At 73.4% G+C, this 16008-nt stretch carries 13 protein-coding genes; 6 read left to right on the top strand and 7 right to left on the bottom strand.

All coding sequences use genetic code 11. From position 1 onward, the window contains the following. The 4 genes from ACQP1P_RS15405 to ACQP1P_RS15390 are packed head-to-tail and all read left to right on the top strand — an operon-like array spanning position 1 to position 5099. Positions 1-1125: an aminotransferase class V-fold PLP-dependent enzyme gene (locus ACQP1P_RS15405; RefSeq protein ID WP_433087257.1), complete on the top strand. Its 1125-nt coding sequence runs from the start codon at positions 1-3 to the stop codon at positions 1123-1125. After that, positions 1122-2114, top strand: a complete 993-nt coding sequence (locus tag ACQP1P_RS15400) for a C-terminal binding protein (RefSeq protein ID WP_433087255.1) — start codon at positions 1122-1124, stop codon at positions 2112-2114. The genes ACQP1P_RS15405 and ACQP1P_RS15400 overlap by 4 nt, the downstream gene beginning before the upstream one ends. Beyond that, positions 2114-3226 (top strand): zinc-dependent alcohol dehydrogenase, encoded by a 1113-nt coding sequence (locus tag ACQP1P_RS15395; RefSeq protein WP_433087253.1) that lies wholly within the window; start codon positions 2114-2116, stop codon positions 3224-3226. Before ACQP1P_RS15400 ends, ACQP1P_RS15395 begins: the two co-directional genes overlap by 1 nt. After that, positions 3219-5099, top strand: coding sequence for a S9 family peptidase (locus tag ACQP1P_RS15390; protein ID WP_433087251.1), 1881 nt, complete (start codon positions 3219-3221; stop codon positions 5097-5099). The genes ACQP1P_RS15395 and ACQP1P_RS15390 overlap by 8 nt, the downstream gene beginning before the upstream one ends. A gap of 22 nt (positions 5100-5121) precedes the next feature. On the opposite strand, the gene ACQP1P_RS15385 is transcribed toward ACQP1P_RS15390, so the two are convergent. Further along, complete coding sequence (locus ACQP1P_RS15385; RefSeq protein ID WP_433087249.1) at positions 5122-5979, bottom strand: fumarylacetoacetate hydrolase family protein; 858 nt, start codon at positions 5977-5979, stop codon at positions 5122-5124. Between the two features lie 195 nt (positions 5980-6174). On the opposite strand from ACQP1P_RS15385, the gene ACQP1P_RS15380 reads away from it, so the two are divergent. After that, entirely contained in the window at positions 6175-7524 is a 1350-nt protein-coding gene (locus ACQP1P_RS15380) for an amidohydrolase (protein WP_433087247.1), read from the top strand. Beyond that, entirely contained in the window at positions 7521-9827 is a 2307-nt protein-coding gene (locus ACQP1P_RS15375) for a transketolase-like TK C-terminal-containing protein (protein WP_433087245.1), read from the top strand. The genes ACQP1P_RS15380 and ACQP1P_RS15375 overlap by 4 nt, the downstream gene beginning before the upstream one ends. 160 nt (positions 9828-9987) lie before the next feature. Here the strand turns inward: ACQP1P_RS15375 and ACQP1P_RS15370 are convergent, their stop codons facing one another. From ACQP1P_RS15370 to ACQP1P_RS15345, 6 genes are read right to left on the bottom strand one after another with little or no spacing between them, the layout of a single operon-like run. Next, a complete protein-coding gene (locus tag ACQP1P_RS15370; RefSeq protein WP_433087243.1) occupies positions 9988-10458 on the bottom strand; it encodes a PPOX class F420-dependent oxidoreductase in 471 nt (156 codons plus the stop codon). Continuing rightward, complete coding sequence (locus ACQP1P_RS15365) at positions 10455-11525, bottom strand: ABC transporter ATP-binding protein (protein WP_433087241.1); 1071 nt, start codon at positions 11523-11525, stop codon at positions 10455-10457. Before ACQP1P_RS15365 ends, ACQP1P_RS15370 begins: the two co-directional genes overlap by 4 nt. Next, a complete protein-coding gene (locus ACQP1P_RS15360; RefSeq protein WP_433087239.1) occupies positions 11522-12496 on the bottom strand; it encodes an ABC transporter ATP-binding protein in 975 nt (324 codons plus the stop codon). The genes ACQP1P_RS15365 and ACQP1P_RS15360 overlap by 4 nt, the downstream gene beginning before the upstream one ends. Position 12497: 1 nt before the next feature. Next, the gene (locus tag ACQP1P_RS15355) at positions 12498-13325 is read right to left on the bottom strand and encodes an ABC transporter permease (RefSeq protein ID WP_433087237.1); all 828 of its coding nucleotides are present in this window, start codon (positions 13323-13325) and stop codon (positions 12498-12500) included. Then, on the bottom strand, positions 13322-14257 hold the full coding sequence (locus ACQP1P_RS15350) for an ABC transporter permease (protein ID WP_433087235.1): 936 nt from the start codon (positions 14255-14257) through the stop codon (positions 13322-13324). Before ACQP1P_RS15350 ends, ACQP1P_RS15355 begins: the two co-directional genes overlap by 4 nt. After that, the gene (locus tag ACQP1P_RS15345) at positions 14254-15825 is read right to left on the bottom strand and encodes an ABC transporter substrate-binding protein (protein WP_433087233.1); all 1572 of its coding nucleotides are present in this window, start codon (positions 15823-15825) and stop codon (positions 14254-14256) included. Before ACQP1P_RS15345 ends, ACQP1P_RS15350 begins: the two co-directional genes overlap by 4 nt. Positions 15826-16008: the final 183 nt, after the last annotated feature.

Below are 16008 nucleotides of genomic sequence, written 5' to 3'. Positions count from 1 at the left end.
GTGCATCCCGCCGCCCGTGGCGAGTTCGCGCCGCTGCCTCGCACGTACCTCAACACCGCCGGGTACGGCCTGCCCACCGCCGGCACCGTCGCCGCCCTGGAGGGCGCCCTGGCCGCCTGGCGCGACGGTTCGGCGGACTGGGTCAGCGACTGGGACGTCCAGGCGGAGCGGTGCCGGGTCGCGGCCGGCCCGCTGCTCGGCGCGCCGGCCGACGAGATCGCGTTGCTGCCGGCCGTCTCGGTCGGCGCGGGCGTCGTCTTCGGTTCGCTGTCGCCGGGCGACGAGATCCTGACCCCCGAGGGCGAGTTCGCGTCGGTGCTGCTGCCCGCGCTCGTCGCGGCCCGCCACCGCGGTATCAGCGTCCGCCAGGTGCCCTTCGACGCGCTCGCGGCCGAGGTCGGCCCGCGGACCACGCTGGTGGCGACGAGCCACGTGCGCTCCAACGACGGCCGGGTCCAGGACCTCCCGTCGGTCGCCGCCGCGGCCCGCGCGGCCGGCGCCGCGGTGCTGGTCGACGCCACGCACGCGGCCGGCGTGCTGCCGGTCGACGCCGAGGTGCTCGGCCTCGACTACGTCCTCGTCGCCGCGTACAAGCACCTGCTGTGCCCGCGCGGCGTCGCGCTGATGCGGATCGCCCGGCAGCGGTGGGACAGCGTGCCGCCGGCCGTCGCGTCGTGGCGGTCGGCCGGGGACGCGTACGCGCACTACTACGGCCCGACCCTCGCCGACCTCGCCGGCACCGCGGCGCGGTACGACGTCTCGCTCGCCTGGCACGCCTGGCTCGGCGCGGTCGCGGCCCTGGAGTTCCTCGTGGGTGTGCCGGCGGCCGAGCGCCGGGACTGGTGCGTGGGCCTGGCGAGCGAGGCGGCCAAGCTGCTCGGGCTGCCGCCGACCGGCTCGTCGGTGCTCGCGGTCCCGGTGCTGGAGCGCGACGCGGCCACCGCCGCGCTGCGTGCGGCCGGCATCGTCACGTCAGTGCCGCCGTCGGCCGGTACCGGCACGGGCTCCCAGGTCCGCCTCTCGTTCCACCTCTACAACGACCTGTCCCAGGCCCGGCACGTCGCCGACGTGCTCGCGCCGCTCGTCCCGCAGCACCCGCAGAGTTCCGGAGGTAGCCCGCAATGAGTTCGGTCGTGCAGGTCGAATACGTCGGCGATCTCGCGCCATACGACGACGAGGTGGCCGCGCTGGCCGAGGTCGGCGCCGACCTGACCGTGGTCCGTGCCGCAGACGACGATGCCCTGGTCGACGCGGCGCGCGACGCCGACGTGATCTGGCTCGAGTGGACACCACACCTGACCCGCGACGTCCTGGCCCGGCTGCCGCGCCTCGGCCTCGCGATCCGCTGGGGCGTCGGCTACGACCAGTTCGACGTGGCGGCGGCGACGGAGCTCGGCATCGCGGTGGCCAACGCGCCGTCGTACTGCACCGAGGACGTCGCCGAGCACGCGCTCGCGCTGCTGCTCGCACTCTCCCGCCAGGTCGTCCACCGCGACCGCCAGGGCCAGCAGGGGCTGTGGCGTCACGGGCCGGCACCGCACCGGCGGCTGGCCGGCAGCACGGTGGGCGTGATCGGACTGGGGCGCATCGGCGGCCGCGTCGCGCGGATCGCGTCCGCGTTCGGCGCCAACGTGCTCGGCTACGACCCGGTCGCGCCCACGATCGACGCGCCCGTACGCCTCGTGGGCCTCGAGGAGCTGCTGCGCGAGTCCGACTTCATCAGCGTCCACGTGCCGCTGACCGAGACCACCCGATACCTGTTCGACACCGGCACGCTCGCGCTGATGCGGCCGCACGCCGCGCTCGTCAACACCAGCCGGGGCGGCATCGTGCGGCAGGAGGCGCTGGTCGAGGCGCTCGACGCCGGCCGGCTCGGCGCCGCGGCGCTGGACGTGTTCGAGCAGGAGCCGCTGCCGGCCGACAACCCGTTGCGGGGCCGCGACAACGTCATCCTCACCCCGCACGAGGGGGCCAACTCGCCGCAGGCGCTGCGCGACCTGCGCCGCGAGGTGTGCGGCGCCACCATCGAGTGGCTCCGCACCGGCTGGGCCGGGTCGATCGTCAACCCGCAGGTCCGCCCGCACGCGCGGGGCGTCGCGCAGGGGTCACGCTGATGGCGCGCCGGGTGCTCGCGCAGGGCGGCGAGATCATCCTGCGGGAGGTGCCGGACCCGACGCCCGGGCCCGGCGACGTGGTCGTCCGCCCGCGCTACTCGGTGATCAGCCCGGGCACCGAGCGGTCGATCGTGCGGGCCACCCGGACCAGCGTGGCCGAGGCCCACGAGTACCCCAACGCGGCGTACGAGTGGCGCACCATCCGCTCGGGCGCGGTGCGCGGGCAGACGCGGATGCCGCAGATGCCGCCGGCCGACGCCGCGTCGCTCGGCTACAGCCTCGCCGGAACCGTCGTCGCGGTCGGCGACGACGTGCTCGACCTGCGCCCCGGCGACCGGGTCGCGTGCAGCGGCAGCCAGTGCGCGTACCACTGCGAGCTCGTCGCCGTACCGCGCAGTCTGACGGTTGCGGTGCCGGAGGCGGTCCCGCTGGAGGCGGCCGCGCACGTCACCCTCGGCGCGGTCTCCATCGAGGCACTCCGCCGGACCGGGTGCCGCTTCGGCGAGACCGTCGCGGTCTTCGGCAGCGGCATGCTGGGCCTGCTCATCACGCAGCTGGCGGCGTCGGCCGGCATCTACGTGGTCGCGCTCGACACCAACACCGAGCGGCTCACGCTCGCGACCGCGCTGGGTGCCGTCGCGACGCTCGCCGGCACCGGCGAGGAGGGGCTCGCGCGGGTACGGGCGCTGACCGGCGGGTTCGGCGTCGACGCGGTGATCGTGGCGGCCGCCGACCCCGGCAGTACACTGGTCAACTTCGCCTTCGACCTGCTCCGCCCGGGCGGGCGCGTGGTCGCGCTCGGCGACTTCGGCATGGACCTCGACCGCAAGCGGTTCTTCGCCGCACAGGCCACGTTCGTACCGTCGGTCGCCTACGGCCCGGGCCGCTACGACCCGGTGTACGAGGAGAACAACGTCGACCTGCCGGTCAACGCCGTGCGCTGGACCGAGAACCGCAACATGGGCCACTTCGTCCGTCTGCTCGCCGAGGGGCGCATCGACCTGGCCGCGATGAAGGCGGTACGCGTACCGTTCGCCGAGGCGCCCTCCGCCTACCGCGCGCTGTTCACCGACGACTCCCCGCTCACGGCAGTGCTCGACTTCGGTGACTGACGAGCGGAGCGCCGACCTGCGCTGGCTGGACGATCCGCGGCTGTCGCCGGCCGGCGACCGGGTGGCGTACGTCGAACGCGCGCTCGACCACACCGGCGACGCGGTCACGTCCCGGGTCGGCGTCGTGCCGGCCGGCGGCGGGCCGACGGCCTGGTTCGGCGAGGGCGCCGCGCCGCGCTGGTCGCCCGACGGCCACCGGTTGGCGGTATGCCGCGGTGCCGCGCTGTGGCTGGTCGACACCGCGACCGGCGCGGCGCGGCGGCTGGCGGCCTCCGACGGCGGGCAGGCGACGGAGCCCGCATGGTCACCGGACGGCACGCGGCTGGCGTTCACCCACGTCGCGCTGGTCGAGTCGCCCGACGGATCCCGGGTCGACGGCCTGCCCGGACTGTACCGGCGCCACCGGCGCATCCGGGTGGTCGACGACCGGGGCCGTCCGCTGTGGACGGTCGCCGACGACGCATACGGTCCACAGTGGTCACCGGACGGCGCGCGGCTGGGCTTTCTCACGACCCGTTTCGGTACGCGGCCCGACCTGTGCCACGTCGGCGCCGCCGCCGGGCCGGGACCGGTCACCCGGGTCACCGACGGCGCGGGCCCGGTCCGCGGCTTCGCGTGGAGCCCCGACGGGCGCCGGCTGGCCTACCTGGGCCACCGGCACGGCGACGCCGGCGACGTCAACCTGCGTCTCTGGCTGACCGACCGCGCCGGAAACGCACCGGCCGACCTGACCGCCGCGTGGGTACACGGCCTCGGCAACCCGGTGCGCGGCGACGACCCGCGCGGCACCGGCGACGCGCCTGTGGTCTGGTCGGCGGCGACCGGCCGGATCTATGCCGAGGTCGCGGTCGGCGGGCGCGGCCCGCTCGCCTGGTTCGCCCCGGCGTCGGGCACTGACGGCCTTGCCTTCGACGGCGCCCACGCCTGCCTGTCCCCCACCGCCGGCGGCGGCCGGGTCGCGTTCGTGCGCAGCGACGCGGCCAACCCGGGCGACATCCACGTCGCCGACGAGGCGTCGGGCCGCTCGCGCGCGGTGACCGACGCCAACCCCGGCGCCGCGCGTCGCGCCCTCCCGACGGCGCCGCTGTCCGTGCGGGCCGGCGACGGCGTCGCGATCGACGCCTGGCTGACCGTGGCGCCCGGCGACGCGAGCCGGCCGCTGCTGGTCAACGTGCACGGCGGCCCGCACGGCGCGGTCGGCTGGCGGTACACCGCCGAGGTCCAGCGGTTGGCCGCGCGCGGATACGCGGTGCTGACCCTCAATCCCCGCGGCAGCCAGGGCTACGGCGAGGCATTCGCCACCGCCATCCGCGGTGACTGGGGCGGCACCGACTGGTCGGACGTGTGCGCGGCGGTCGACGCGGCGACCGCGCTGCCCACCGTGGACCCACGGCGCACGGCGATCTGGGGCGTCAGCTACGGCGGGTTCATGACCCAGTGGGCGGTCGCGCACAGCGCCCGGTTCGCGGCCGCGGTCAGCGAGAACGGCATCAGCGACTTCGTCGCGGCCTGGGGCTCGGGCGCCGGTGCGCCGGCATCCTGGGACCTGCCGATGGGCGGCCGGCCCTGGACGTCGTCGCGGTTCGTGGACCGGTCGCCGCTCGTGCACGCCGACCGCATCGCCACGCCGCTGCTGCTCGTCCACGCCGAGCACGACCAGGTGTGCCCGGTGGCGCAGAGCGAGCAGATGCACGCGGCGCTGCGGACCCTCGGCCGGGACGTCGAACTCGTCCGCATCCCGGGCGAGGGACACCTGATGAACCTGCACGGCCGCCCGTCGAGCCGGGCCCGCCGGGCCGCGGCCGTCGACCGTTTCCTCGACCGCCACCTGTGCCCGGACCCGCCGGAGGCGGGCACAGGCCCCGCCTCGTAGGTGGGTCCGGGGTGTGCCGCACCTAGACGGCGGCGGGCGCCGAGTCCACGCACCGCTGGCGGATCGCGCCGATCCGCTCGATGGTGCTGACCACCTCGTCGCCCGGACGCAGGTACACCGGTGGCGTCCGCCCGGAGCCGACGCCGTCGGGCGTGCCGGTGAAGATGAGGTCGCCGGGGAGCAGCGTGCACACCGCCGACAGGCGCGACACGAGGCCGGGCACCGAGACGATCATGTCGCGGGTACGGCCGGACTGCATCATCTCGCCGTTGACCACGCATTCGAGGGTGAGGTCGTCGGCGTTGTCGAACTCGTCGAGCGTGACGAGCCACGGGCCGGTCGGGCCGAAGCCCGGGAACGACTTGCCGAGGCTGAACTGCGGCGTCTGGCCGAGTGTCTGCACCCGCCGCTCGGAGTAGTCCTGCCCGACCGTGAGCCCCGCGATGTGGCGCCACGCGTCGGCGACGGAGACGTGCGTCGCCCGCGTTCCGACCACCGCGACGAGCTCGACCTCCCAGTCGACCGTGTCGCCGGGGATCGGCAGGTCGCCGTACGGGCCCGTGATGCACGTCGGGAACTTGGTGAACGTGACCGGGACCTCGGGGATCTCGTAGCCCGCCTCGAGCGCGTGCGCCCCGTAGTTGAGGCCGATCGCGAAGACCTGGGCCGGTCGTGGCGACGGGGCGCCGAGCGTGGCCTCGTCGATGGGTGTGACGTCGACGGTGTCGTCGAGCGAGCCGGCCCATGCCCGGAACTCGGCCCAGCAGGGGTACACCGCGGCCGGGTCCGCCAGGAACCGACCGCCGCTCGCCCGCTCGACGTCGATGCCGCCGGCCTCCGTGACGATGGTCAGCCGGCCGTCGACGTTCGCGATCCGCATGTGCCCCTCCTTGCTCACCGAGGGGCCGGCCGCCCGGCCCGCTACAGCATCACGCCGGGTGTTCGACGAGTCAATAGAATTTCGAAAACGTGCCGACTCTTCCTTGAGTCGACGCAAGAACGAAAGCTACTCTGTGGCTCGAACAGGGTCGGGCGACGACCCGATCGGCGCACGGACTCCCCTGAGAGGCAACCGATGGTGACCGAATCCCCCCAGGAGGCCGCCGGCCGGGCCCGCGCGGTCCTCAACGATCTCGACCTGGTCCTGCCGACCGTCGACGCGCTCTACCGCGACCTGCATGCCAACCCCGAGCTCTCCGGTGCCGAGGGGCGCACGGCCGGCGTCATCGCCGAGCGGTACGCCGGCGCCGGTCTCGCGGTGACCCCGGGCGTCGGCGGCCACGGCGTCGTCGGTGTGCTCGCCAACGGGGCCGGGCCGGTGGTGGCCGTGCGCGCCGACTTCGACGCGCTGCCCATCGCCGAGGACACCGGCCTGCCGTACGCGAGCACCGCCGTCGCCACCCGCGCCGACGGCACCACCGTGCCGGTCATGCACGCCTGCGGACACGACCTGCACACCGCGAGCCTGGTCGGGGCCGCACAGCTGCTCGGCGCGCGCCGCGAGCTGTGGTCCGGCACCCTCGTGCTGATCGCCCAGCCGGCCGAGGAGTCGATGCAGGGCGCCAAGGCGATGCTCGCCGAAGGCCTGTTCCGGGGGGACGGCCGTTTCCCGCGCCCGGACGTCGTGCTCGCCCAGCACTGCGCCACCACGCGAGCCGGGATGGTGCACCACCGGCCCGGGCTCGCCTACTCGGCGTGCCGCAACTTCCGGATCACCATCCACGGCAGCGGCGCGCACGGCGCGGCCCCGCACTGGTCGGTCGACCCGATCGTGCTCGCCGCCCAGACCATCGTCATGCTGCAGACGGTCGTCTCGCGCGAGATCGACCCCGACGAGATGACCGTGCTGACCGTGGGCTCCGTCCATGCCGGGACCCGGCCCAACATCATTCCGGCCGAGGCGGTGCTCGAGGTCACCCTGCGCGGGACGTCCGAGGCGGTGATGGACCAGCTGCAGGCCGCGATGGAACGGATCGTGCGCGGCGTCGCCGAGGCCGGCCAGGCCGCCCGGCCACCCGACATCGAACTGCTCGAGCAGACCCTCGCGGTCCGCAACGACGCCGACGTCACCACCCGGGTGCGGGCCGTGCACGCCGGCCTCTTCCCGGCCGAGGACATGCTCGACCTGCCGTGGCCCAACAAGGGCAGCGAAGACTTCGCCTACTACGGCGAGCCCGGCGACGGGCGCTACTACCCGGGCCCGGCGATCCCGGTGTCGATGTGGTTCTACGGCAGCACCGCGGCCCAGCTCTGGGACGCGGCGAGCGGCGACCTGCGCGAGCGCATCGCCCGGATGCCCGGCCAGCACACGCCCTACTACGCACCGGACCGGCTGCCCACGCTGCGCCGCGGCGTCGAGACCCTCGTCGGGGCCGCCCTCGCGTTCCTGCCCGCACCGCTACCGACCCAGGAGGCTCCGGCATGATCGACGCGTTACGCGCCATCGAGCGGCGGGTGCTCTGGCTCGCCGTCCGGATGGTCGACGCCGCCAACCGCGAGCGCGACACCGGCGACGGCGTGAAGGTCGGCGGCCACCAGGCGTCGTCGGCGTCGCTGGTCTCGGTGCTCACCGCGCTCTACTTCGCCCACCTGCGCCCCGCCGATCGGGTTTCGGTCAAGCCGCACGCCGCGCCGGTGTTCCACGCCATCCAGTACCTGCTGGGCAACCTCGACCGGTCCTACCTCACCCGGCTGCGCAGCCGCGGCGGGCTGCAGGCGTACCCCTCGCGCACGAAGGACCCCGACGGCGTCGACTTCTCCACCGGCTCGGTCGGGCTCGGCGCCGCCGCGCCGCTGTTCGCCGCCGCGACCCGGCGGTACGTCGACGCCCACTTCGGCCCGCGCGAGGCGGCGCGCTTCGTGGCGGTCATCGGCGACGCGGAGCTCGACGAGGGCAGCGTGTGGGAGGCCGTGGCCGACCCCGCGACCGCCGGCCTCGGCAACGTGATGTGGGTCGTCGACCTCAACCGCCAGTCGCTCGACCGGGTCGTGCCCGGCATCCGCGTCGCCCAGTGGGCAGCGCAGTTCGCCGCCGCCGGATGGCACGTGGTCGAGGTCAAGTACGGCTCCCGCCTGCGCGCCGCGTTCGGCCGGGAGCACGGGCCGGCCCTGCGCGACTGGCTCGACCGGATGCCCAACGAGCGCTACCAGTCGCTGTTCGGCATCGACGGCGAGCCGCTGCGCAAGCAGTTCCTCGACGGCGCGCCCGCCGAGGTCGCCGCGGCCGTCGCCGACGTGCCCGACGCCGATCTGGCCGGGCTCCTGCACGATCTCGGTGGCCACGACGTCGAGGCGCTGCTGCGCGCCTACGCCGAGTGCGACCGTGTGACCGACCGGCCGAGCGTCGTGTTCGCGTACACGGTCAAGGGCTGGAATCTCCCCGCCGCGGGCCATCCGCGCAACCATTCCGCGCTGCTCAGCGGCGACCAGATCGACGCGCTACGCGCGGCCACGGGCCTGACCGTCGCGACGGAGTGGGACCGCATCGATCCCGCGACCCCCGCGGGCGCGATCGTCGCGGAGCGTGCCGCCGCACCGCCGCGGCCGGCGCCGCCGGGTCCACGGGCAACGGTGCCGGCGCGATCGGGGGTACGGGTGGGGCAGCGGGCCTCCACCCAGGAGGTCTTCGGCCGGGTCCTCACCGACCTCGCCCGCGACCCGGCGGTCGGTTCGCACCTCGTGACCACGGCGCCCGACGTGGCCACCTCGACCAACCTCGCCGGGTTCATCAACCGCACCGGGATCTTCCACCCCGACGAGCGCACGACCTGGTCGCCGGACCCGATGCTGCGCTGGGTCGAGGGCCCCCGCGGTCAGCACATCGAGCTGGGCATCTCGGAGATGAACCTGTTCATGCTCCTCGGCCAGCTCGGATTGGCCGGCGAGCTGTCGGGCCAGCCGCTCCTGCCGGTCGGCACGGTGTACGACCCCTTCGTCTGCCGAGGCCTCGACGCGTTCATCTACGCCGCGTACAGCGGGGCCAGCTTCATCGTCGCCGGTACCCCGTCGGGCGTCACCCTCGCGCCGGAGGGCGGTGCGCACCAGTCGACGTTGACCGCCTCGATCGGCCTCGAACTGCCGGGCGTCACCTTCGCCGAGCCGGCGTACGGCACCGCCCTCGACTGGCAGTTCTGCGACGCCCTCGGCACGGTCGCCGAGGGCCGCGGCGCCTTCTACTTCCGGCTCACCACCCGGCCGATCGACCAGGCGCCGTTCGAGGCGGCCCGGGCCCGGCTCGGCGACGCGGTGCTGCGCCGCCAGGTGCTCGCCGGCGCCTACCGGCTGCGCGACGGCGGTGACCTGGCCGCCAGGGGCGCGCCCGTGGTCTCCCTGGTGGGCAGCGGCGCGGTCCTGCCAGAGGTGCTCGCGGCCGCCGACGAGCTGGCCGACGAGGGGATCGCGGTGCATGTCGTCGACGTCACGTCGCTCGACCGGCTCTACGCCGGCTGGCGGGCCGCCGTGCGCGACGGCATCCGCAGCGCGCGCGTACCGGCGCTGCCCGGCGCGATGCGTACGGTCTTCGCCGACCGCGCGCCGCTGGTGACCGTTCACGACGCGGCCTCGCACACGATGGCCTGGCTCGGCTCGGCGCTCGGCGTGCCGTGCGTACCGCTGGGCGTCGACGGTTTCGGCCAGTCCGGTACCGTCCACGACCTCTACGAGATCCACGACCTCCAGCCGGGCGCGATCGTCAACGCGGCGCTGTCGGCGCTGAGCCTGCATGGCTGAGCCCCGCTAGCACGGCCTCGTGCTCACCGGCGGTACCGTCCGACGGGCGCGGCGGTACCGTCCGACGGGCGCGGCGGCCCGGCGGTGGTCGCCGGCGGGGCGGTCGACGGCGAGCGGATCGCCGCGGTCGGTGCGCGCCGGCGCATTGGTGGCCCAGGGCTCAGCGCACCGCGTTGCGCCAGATGATCTTCCTCGGCGTGATGCGGATGACGACCCGGTCGTCGCCGGCGTTGATCCGCGTCCAGCGGACGGTCGCCTCGTCCTCGTGGAGGTACTTGAGCAGGACCGGCCAGGACTCCTCGCGCACGGTCGGGCCGTCCACGATCTCGGCGGTGCCGAAGAGGGTCACGTACGTGCCACTGAGCTGGTCGTCCACGCAGACGCTGACCCGCGGGTCGCGGCGGATGTTGCGCACCTTGAGGGTCCAGCCGGGGCTGCTGATCCGCATGACCCGGCCGTCCCAGTGGTACCAGGCGGGCGTGGCCTGCGGGCTGCCGTCGGGCCGGTTGGTGGCGAGCACGGCGTTGCGCATCCGGGCCAGGAAGTCGGCCATCTGCGCGTCGCCGAAGGCGAACGTGGGCGGGGCGGCGGCCGCGGTGCGCGGTACCTCGGCGATCTCGAACCGGCTCATCCGGAGCTCCCTTCGACGGGTACGGGAATGTGGCGCCGGCGGGTCGGTGCGCCGGGGGCCCGCCCGAGCGGGCTGGTCGCCAGCTCCCGGCTGAAGTGGCAGGCGGCCGACTGGTCCGGCCCGACCACCCGCAGCGCGGGCCGATCGGTACGGCACCGCTCGGGCTGTCCGAGCTGGGTGTAGAGCCAGCATCGCGGGTGGAAGCCGCAGCCGGGCGGAGGCGTGATCGGAGACGGCAGGTCACCGGTGAGGACGATGCGTTCCCGCACCCGCTCGGTCTCCGGGTCGGCCACCGGCAGCGCCGACACCAGCCCGCGCGTGTACGGGTGGGCGCACGCGGTCAGCAGCACACCGGCCGGCGCCTCCTCGACGATCCGGCCGAGGTACATCACCGCGATGCGATCGCTGACGTGGCGGACCACGGCCAGGTCGTGGCCCACGAACAGGTAGGTCAGGCCCAGCCGTGCGCGCAGGTCGACCAGCAGGTTGAGCACCTGGGCCTGGATCGACACGTCGAGGGCGGACACCGGTTCGTCCAGGACGAGGAACGCGGGGTTCACGGCGATCGCGCGGGCGATCGCGACCCGCTGCCGCTGACCGCCGGAGAGCTGGTGCGGGTACCGCTGGGCCAGGTCGGGCCGCAGGTTGACCAGCTCGAGCAGTTCCCGGACCCGGGCCGGGCGGTCGCGGGGTGGCAGCAGGCGGTGCACCGCGAGCGGCTCGGCCAGGATCGCGCCGATGCGCTGGCGGGGGTTGAGCGAGCCGTACGGATCCTGGAACACGATCTGCGCCTCGCCCCGCAGCCGGCGCAGACCCCGGCGGGGCAGGCTCAGCACGTCCCGCTCGCCGATGCCGACCCGGCCGGTCGCCGGGACGAGGCGGAGCATGGCCTGGCCGAGCGTGCTCTTGCCGGAGCCCGACTCGCCGACCAGGCCCAGCGTCTGCCCGGCCGGGATGGTCAGGTTGACGTCGTCGACGGCGGTGAGGGTGCCCGAGCGCCGGCCGGGCAGCCCGGCGCCGGTGCGGAAGGTGACCCGCAGGTGTTCGACCTCGACCGTGGCGCTCATCGCAGCCATCCTTCGGGTTCGGTGGCGTGGCAGCGTGCGTCGTGTCCGGTGCCGCGCCGGCTCAGCGCCGGCTCGGCCTGCCGGCACACCGGGCGGGCGTGGCGGCAGCGGGGAGCGAAGTGGCAGCCCTCGATGGCCGCGCCGAGGTCGGGTGGGCCGCCCTCGATCGGGACCAGGCGTTCGTCGTCGGACAGCGTCGGCAGCGCGTCGAGCAGGCCCCAGCTGTAGGGCATCTTCGGCGTGTAGAACAGGTTGTCGACGCCACCGGTCTCGACGACCTGACCGGCGTACATCACCGCGATCCGGTCGCAGATCCCCGCCGCGATGCCGAGGTTGTGGGTGATCAGCAGGACCGCGGTGCCGGTCTCGCTGCTGAGCTCCTGGATCAGCTCGAGGATCTGTGCCTGGATCGTCACGTCCAGCGCGGTGGTGGGCTCGTCGGCGATGAGCAGCCGCGGCGTGCAGGACAGCGCGATGGCGATCATGATCCGTTGTCGCATGCCGCCGCTGAGCTGGTGCGGATAGTCGTCCAGCCGCAGCCGGGGGCTCGGGATGCCGACCCGGGCCAGCAGCTCGGTGGCGCGTTCGCGGGCGTCGCGGCGGCTGAGGCCGAGATGCTGGCGCAGCGGTTCGGCGACCTGCATGCCGATGGTGAACACCGGGTTGAGGCTGGTCGACGGGTCCTGGAAGACGAAGCCGATCCGGTGCCCCCGGATGTCGCGCATGTCCGCCTCCGGCAGCGCGAGCAGGTCCTGTCCGTCGAAGACGACCTCGCCGCCGGTGACGCGGGCGTCGGCGGGCAGGAGCCGGACGATGCTGCGCGCGGTCATCGTCTTGCCGCAGCCGGACTCGCCGACCAGGCCGAGGGTCTGCCCGGGCTCGATGCTGAAGCTGACGTCCTGCACCGCCCGGACCGCAGCCGGGCCGGAGCCGATCCTGGTGGACAGCCGGTGTACGTGCAGCAGGGCCATCTCAGTCTCCTCCCGGCCGCGAGGTCGGGTCGATGAGGTCCCGCAGGCCGTCGCCGAGCAGGTTGAGGGCCAGCACCACCAGCGCGACGGCGACGCCCGGCACCACGGTCAGCCACCAGCCGAGCCGCATGTAGGCCCGGGCGTCGCTGAGCATGACGCCCCACTCGGGGGTCGGCGGGGCCGCGCCGAGGCCGAGGAACGACAGCGCGGAGCCGATGAGGATCGCCGTCGCGATGGTGGTGGTGGTCAGCACGAGCATCGGCCCGAGGATGTTCGGCAGGACGTGCCGGAGCAGGATCCGCCGGTGGCTGCAGCCCATGGCGACGGCGGCCTTGACGTACGGGCGGACCAGCACGCTGAGGACGGAGGCGCGGGCGACCCGGGCGAAGACCGGGACGGTGGCGACCCCGACCGCGATGATGACGTTGGTGACGCTGCCGCCCAGGATCGCCACGATGCCGAGGGCGAGGAGCACCGCCGGGAAGGCCAGCAGGATGTCCATGAAGGCGACGGCACCGAGGTCGACGGCCCGGCCGAAGTAGCCGGCCAGGCAGCCGACGGTACCGCCGACGACGAGTCCGAGGAAGACCGCGAACAGGCCGGTGGCCAGGGTGAGGTGTCCGCCGGCCAGGACCCGGCTGAAGATGTCGCGGCCGAACTGGTCGGTACCGAACGGGTGGGACCAGCTGGGGCTCTCCAAGCGGGCCAGCGGGTCGAGCGCGGTCGGGTCGTGCGGGGTCGTGACCATGCCGACGACGCTGGCCACGAGGACCACGATGAGCAGCGCCGCACCGATGGCGAAGCTCGGGTGCCGCAGATAGCGCTTCATGACGGCTTACCCCCGTGCCGGATGCGCGGGTCGACCACGGTGTACAGCAGGTCGACGACGAGGTTGACCAGGACGTAGCTGACCGTCGCGAACAGCACGGTGCCCTGCACGATCGGGAAGTCGCGGTTGGTGATGCCCGACAGCAGCAGTTGCCCGATCCCGTGCCGGGTGAAGATGGTCTCCACGACGACCGCGCCGGCCAGCAGGTTGCCGATCTGCAGGCCGACGATGGTGAGCACCGGGATGACCGCGTTGCGCATGGCGTGCACGCCGATGACCCGCCGCTCGCGCATGCCCTTGCTGCGGGCGGTCACGACGTAGTCATGATTGAGTACTTCGAGCAGCGAGCCGCGCAGGAAGCGGGCGATGATGCAGGCCGCCCCGATGGCCAGGGTCACCGCGGGCAGGATGATCGCGCCGGGGCGGTCGGCGCCGATGGCCGGCAACCACCGCAGATTCACCGCGAACACCAGCAGCAGGACCATGCCGAGCCAGAACGTGGGCACCGACAGGCCCAGTGTGGCCAGCCCCATCAGGGCGGTGTCCACCTTGGACCCTCGCTTGAGCGCGGACACGGTGCCGATGAGCGAGCCGAGGAGCACCGCGATGACCATCGCGGCCAGCATGAGCTGGATGGTCTGCGGGATGTTCTGCAGGACGAGGTCGAGCACCGGCCGCTGGTAGCGGTACGAGTAGCCGAGGTCGCCCTGCAGCGCCCGGCCCATGAAGCTGAGGTACTGGTCCCACAGCGGGCGGTCGAAACCGTACTGGGCCCGCAGCTGCTGGCGGGTCTCCTCGCTCACCGGCACGTCGCCGACGACGGCCGTGACCGGGTCGCCCGGGGTGAGGTACAGGCTCAGGAACACCAGTACCGACACCCCGAGCAACACGGGGACCAACAGCGCGACGCGCTGAAGGATGTACCGTGTCACGGCTTGAGCCAGACATCGGCGTAGTAGGGATACGCGAGCACGTTGGTGTGCAGGTTGCCCACCCTCGAGCTGACCCCGTACAGGAAGGCGCCCTGGTAGATCGGGTAGATCAGCGCCTTGTCCATGATCGTGGTCTGCAGCTGGCCGAGGATCTCGTTGCGCTTGGCGACGTCCCGCTCGACCGTCTGCCGGCTCAGCAGGTCGTCGATCTGCGCGTCCTTGATGCGGGACCAGTCGAACCCGCCGTAGTTCTTGGAGCTGTAGAAGAGCTGGATGCCGGACGGGTCGCTGTCGACCAGGCCGGTGATGCCGCCGGTGCCCTCGCCCTTGCCGTTGGCGTCGGTCGCGGCAGCGGCGGCACGGATGTCCACCGCCACGTCGAAACCGAGCGGCTTGAGCAGACCCTGGATACCGGTGGCGATCGGGTTGAACTGCGCCTGGGTGATGATTTTCAATGCGAGCCGGGTGCCGTTCTTGCTGCGGAAGCCGTCGCCGCCCATCGTCCAGCCGGCCCCGTCGAGCAGGCTCTCGGCCTTCGCCTTGTCGTACGGGTACTTGCCCTCGACCGCCTTGGTGTAGCCGACGGTCCGCGGGGAGATCGGGCCCTCGGCCGGGGTGTAGATCCCGAACAGGGCAGTGTTGATGAGGTCGGTGCGGCTGATCCCGTGCTGGATCGCCTGCCGGACCGCGAGATCGTCGGTCGGGGCGCGCTCGGTGTTCAGGAACAGCGAGAGCGAGCCGCCGCTCCACGGCGCGGCCACCATCGTCAGGTCGGAGCCCTTCTTCTTGAGCAGCGAGAAGTCGGCCGCCGGCATGTTCCAGGCGATCTGCACGTCGCCGCTCTGTACCGCCGCGGATCGGGCCCCGTCGTCCGGGACGATCTTGAAGATCAGCTTGTCCAGGTACGCCTTCCCCTGGTGCAGGAACGACGGCCCCCAGGCGTAGTCGGCCGTGCGCTGCAGGGTGACGTGGTCACCGGTCACCCACTCCACGAACGACATCGGACCGGTGCCCACCGGGTGCTGGCCGTAGCTGTTGCCGTACTTGGCGACGGCCGCCGGGGACACGATGGCCAGCCAGTGCTGGCTCAGGGAGTTGAGCAGCGACGGGAAAGGGGTGGCGTAGGTGAGCTCGACCGTGGTCGGGTCGACCGCGGTCACCGTCTTGAGCGGACCGAGCTTGGCCCGCGCGACGGGGGACTTGAACGAGGCGTCGAGGATGCGGTCGAAGTTGAACTTCACCGCCGCGGCGTCGAGTTCGGTGCCGTCCTGGAACTTCACGCCGGTACGCAGCTTGAAGGTCGTGGTCAGGCCGTCGGACGAGGTCGTCCAGGACGACGCCAGCCCGCCGACGTACTCGCCGTTGGACGGGTCGAGCCATACCAGCGGGTCGTAGATCTGCATGAACACCTGGTGCGCGGCCGCCTGGGCGGCGCCGGCCGGGTCGAGGCTGTCCGGCTCGGCGGACAGCGCCACGCTCAGTGTGCCGCCGTCGACGGGGGTGCCGCCGCCCTGGTTCTCCTCGGCGGGGCCTGAACCGCACGCGGCGGCGGTGAGCAGGACGGCCACCCCGCCGATCATCAATCGCCGAAGTCTGAGCCACGAGGGAGCTGACATTCTCCAGAACCTCCTCGTCCGAGCCGCTGTGGGGTCGGGTCGGCCCCGACCCCGGCTCCGCGCGCTGACGGAGGCGGCCCGATATTCGATGACGAGAAGCTACTGTGAAGATGCGATGGGTTCAAGACATGTTCG

It is taken from the genome of Dactylosporangium sp. CA-052675, assembly GCF_050947935.1.
GTDB lineage: Bacteria > Actinomycetota > Actinomycetes > Mycobacteriales > Micromonosporaceae > Dactylosporangium.
This window is presented reverse-complemented; position numbering and strand designations above follow the sequence as displayed.

Coding starts and splice junctions, on each gene's coding strand:
- ACQP1P_RS15400 (WP_433087255.1), top strand. CDS start 1,122: ATGAGTTCGGTCGTGCAGGTCGAATACGTCGGCGATCTCGCGCCATAC.
- ACQP1P_RS15395 (WP_433087253.1), top strand. CDS start 2,114: ATGGCGCGCCGGGTGCTCGCGCAGGGCGGCGAGATCATCCTGCGGGAG.
- ACQP1P_RS15385 (WP_433087249.1), bottom strand. CDS start 5,979: ATGCGGATCGCGAACGTCGACGGCCGGCTGACCATCGTCACGGAGGCC.
- ACQP1P_RS15380 (WP_433087247.1), top strand. CDS start 6,175: ATGGTGACCGAATCCCCCCAGGAGGCCGCCGGCCGGGCCCGCGCGGTC.
- ACQP1P_RS15375 (WP_433087245.1), top strand. CDS start 7,521: ATGATCGACGCGTTACGCGCCATCGAGCGGCGGGTGCTCTGGCTCGCC.
- ACQP1P_RS15370 (WP_433087243.1), bottom strand. CDS start 10,458: ATGAGCCGGTTCGAGATCGCCGAGGTACCGCGCACCGCGGCCGCCGCC.
- ACQP1P_RS15365 (WP_433087241.1), bottom strand. CDS start 11,525: ATGAGCGCCACGGTCGAGGTCGAACACCTGCGGGTCACCTTCCGCACC.
- ACQP1P_RS15360 (WP_433087239.1), bottom strand. CDS start 12,496: ATGGCCCTGCTGCACGTACACCGGCTGTCCACCAGGATCGGCTCCGGC.
- ACQP1P_RS15355 (WP_433087237.1), bottom strand. CDS start 13,325: ATGAAGCGCTATCTGCGGCACCCGAGCTTCGCCATCGGTGCGGCGCTG.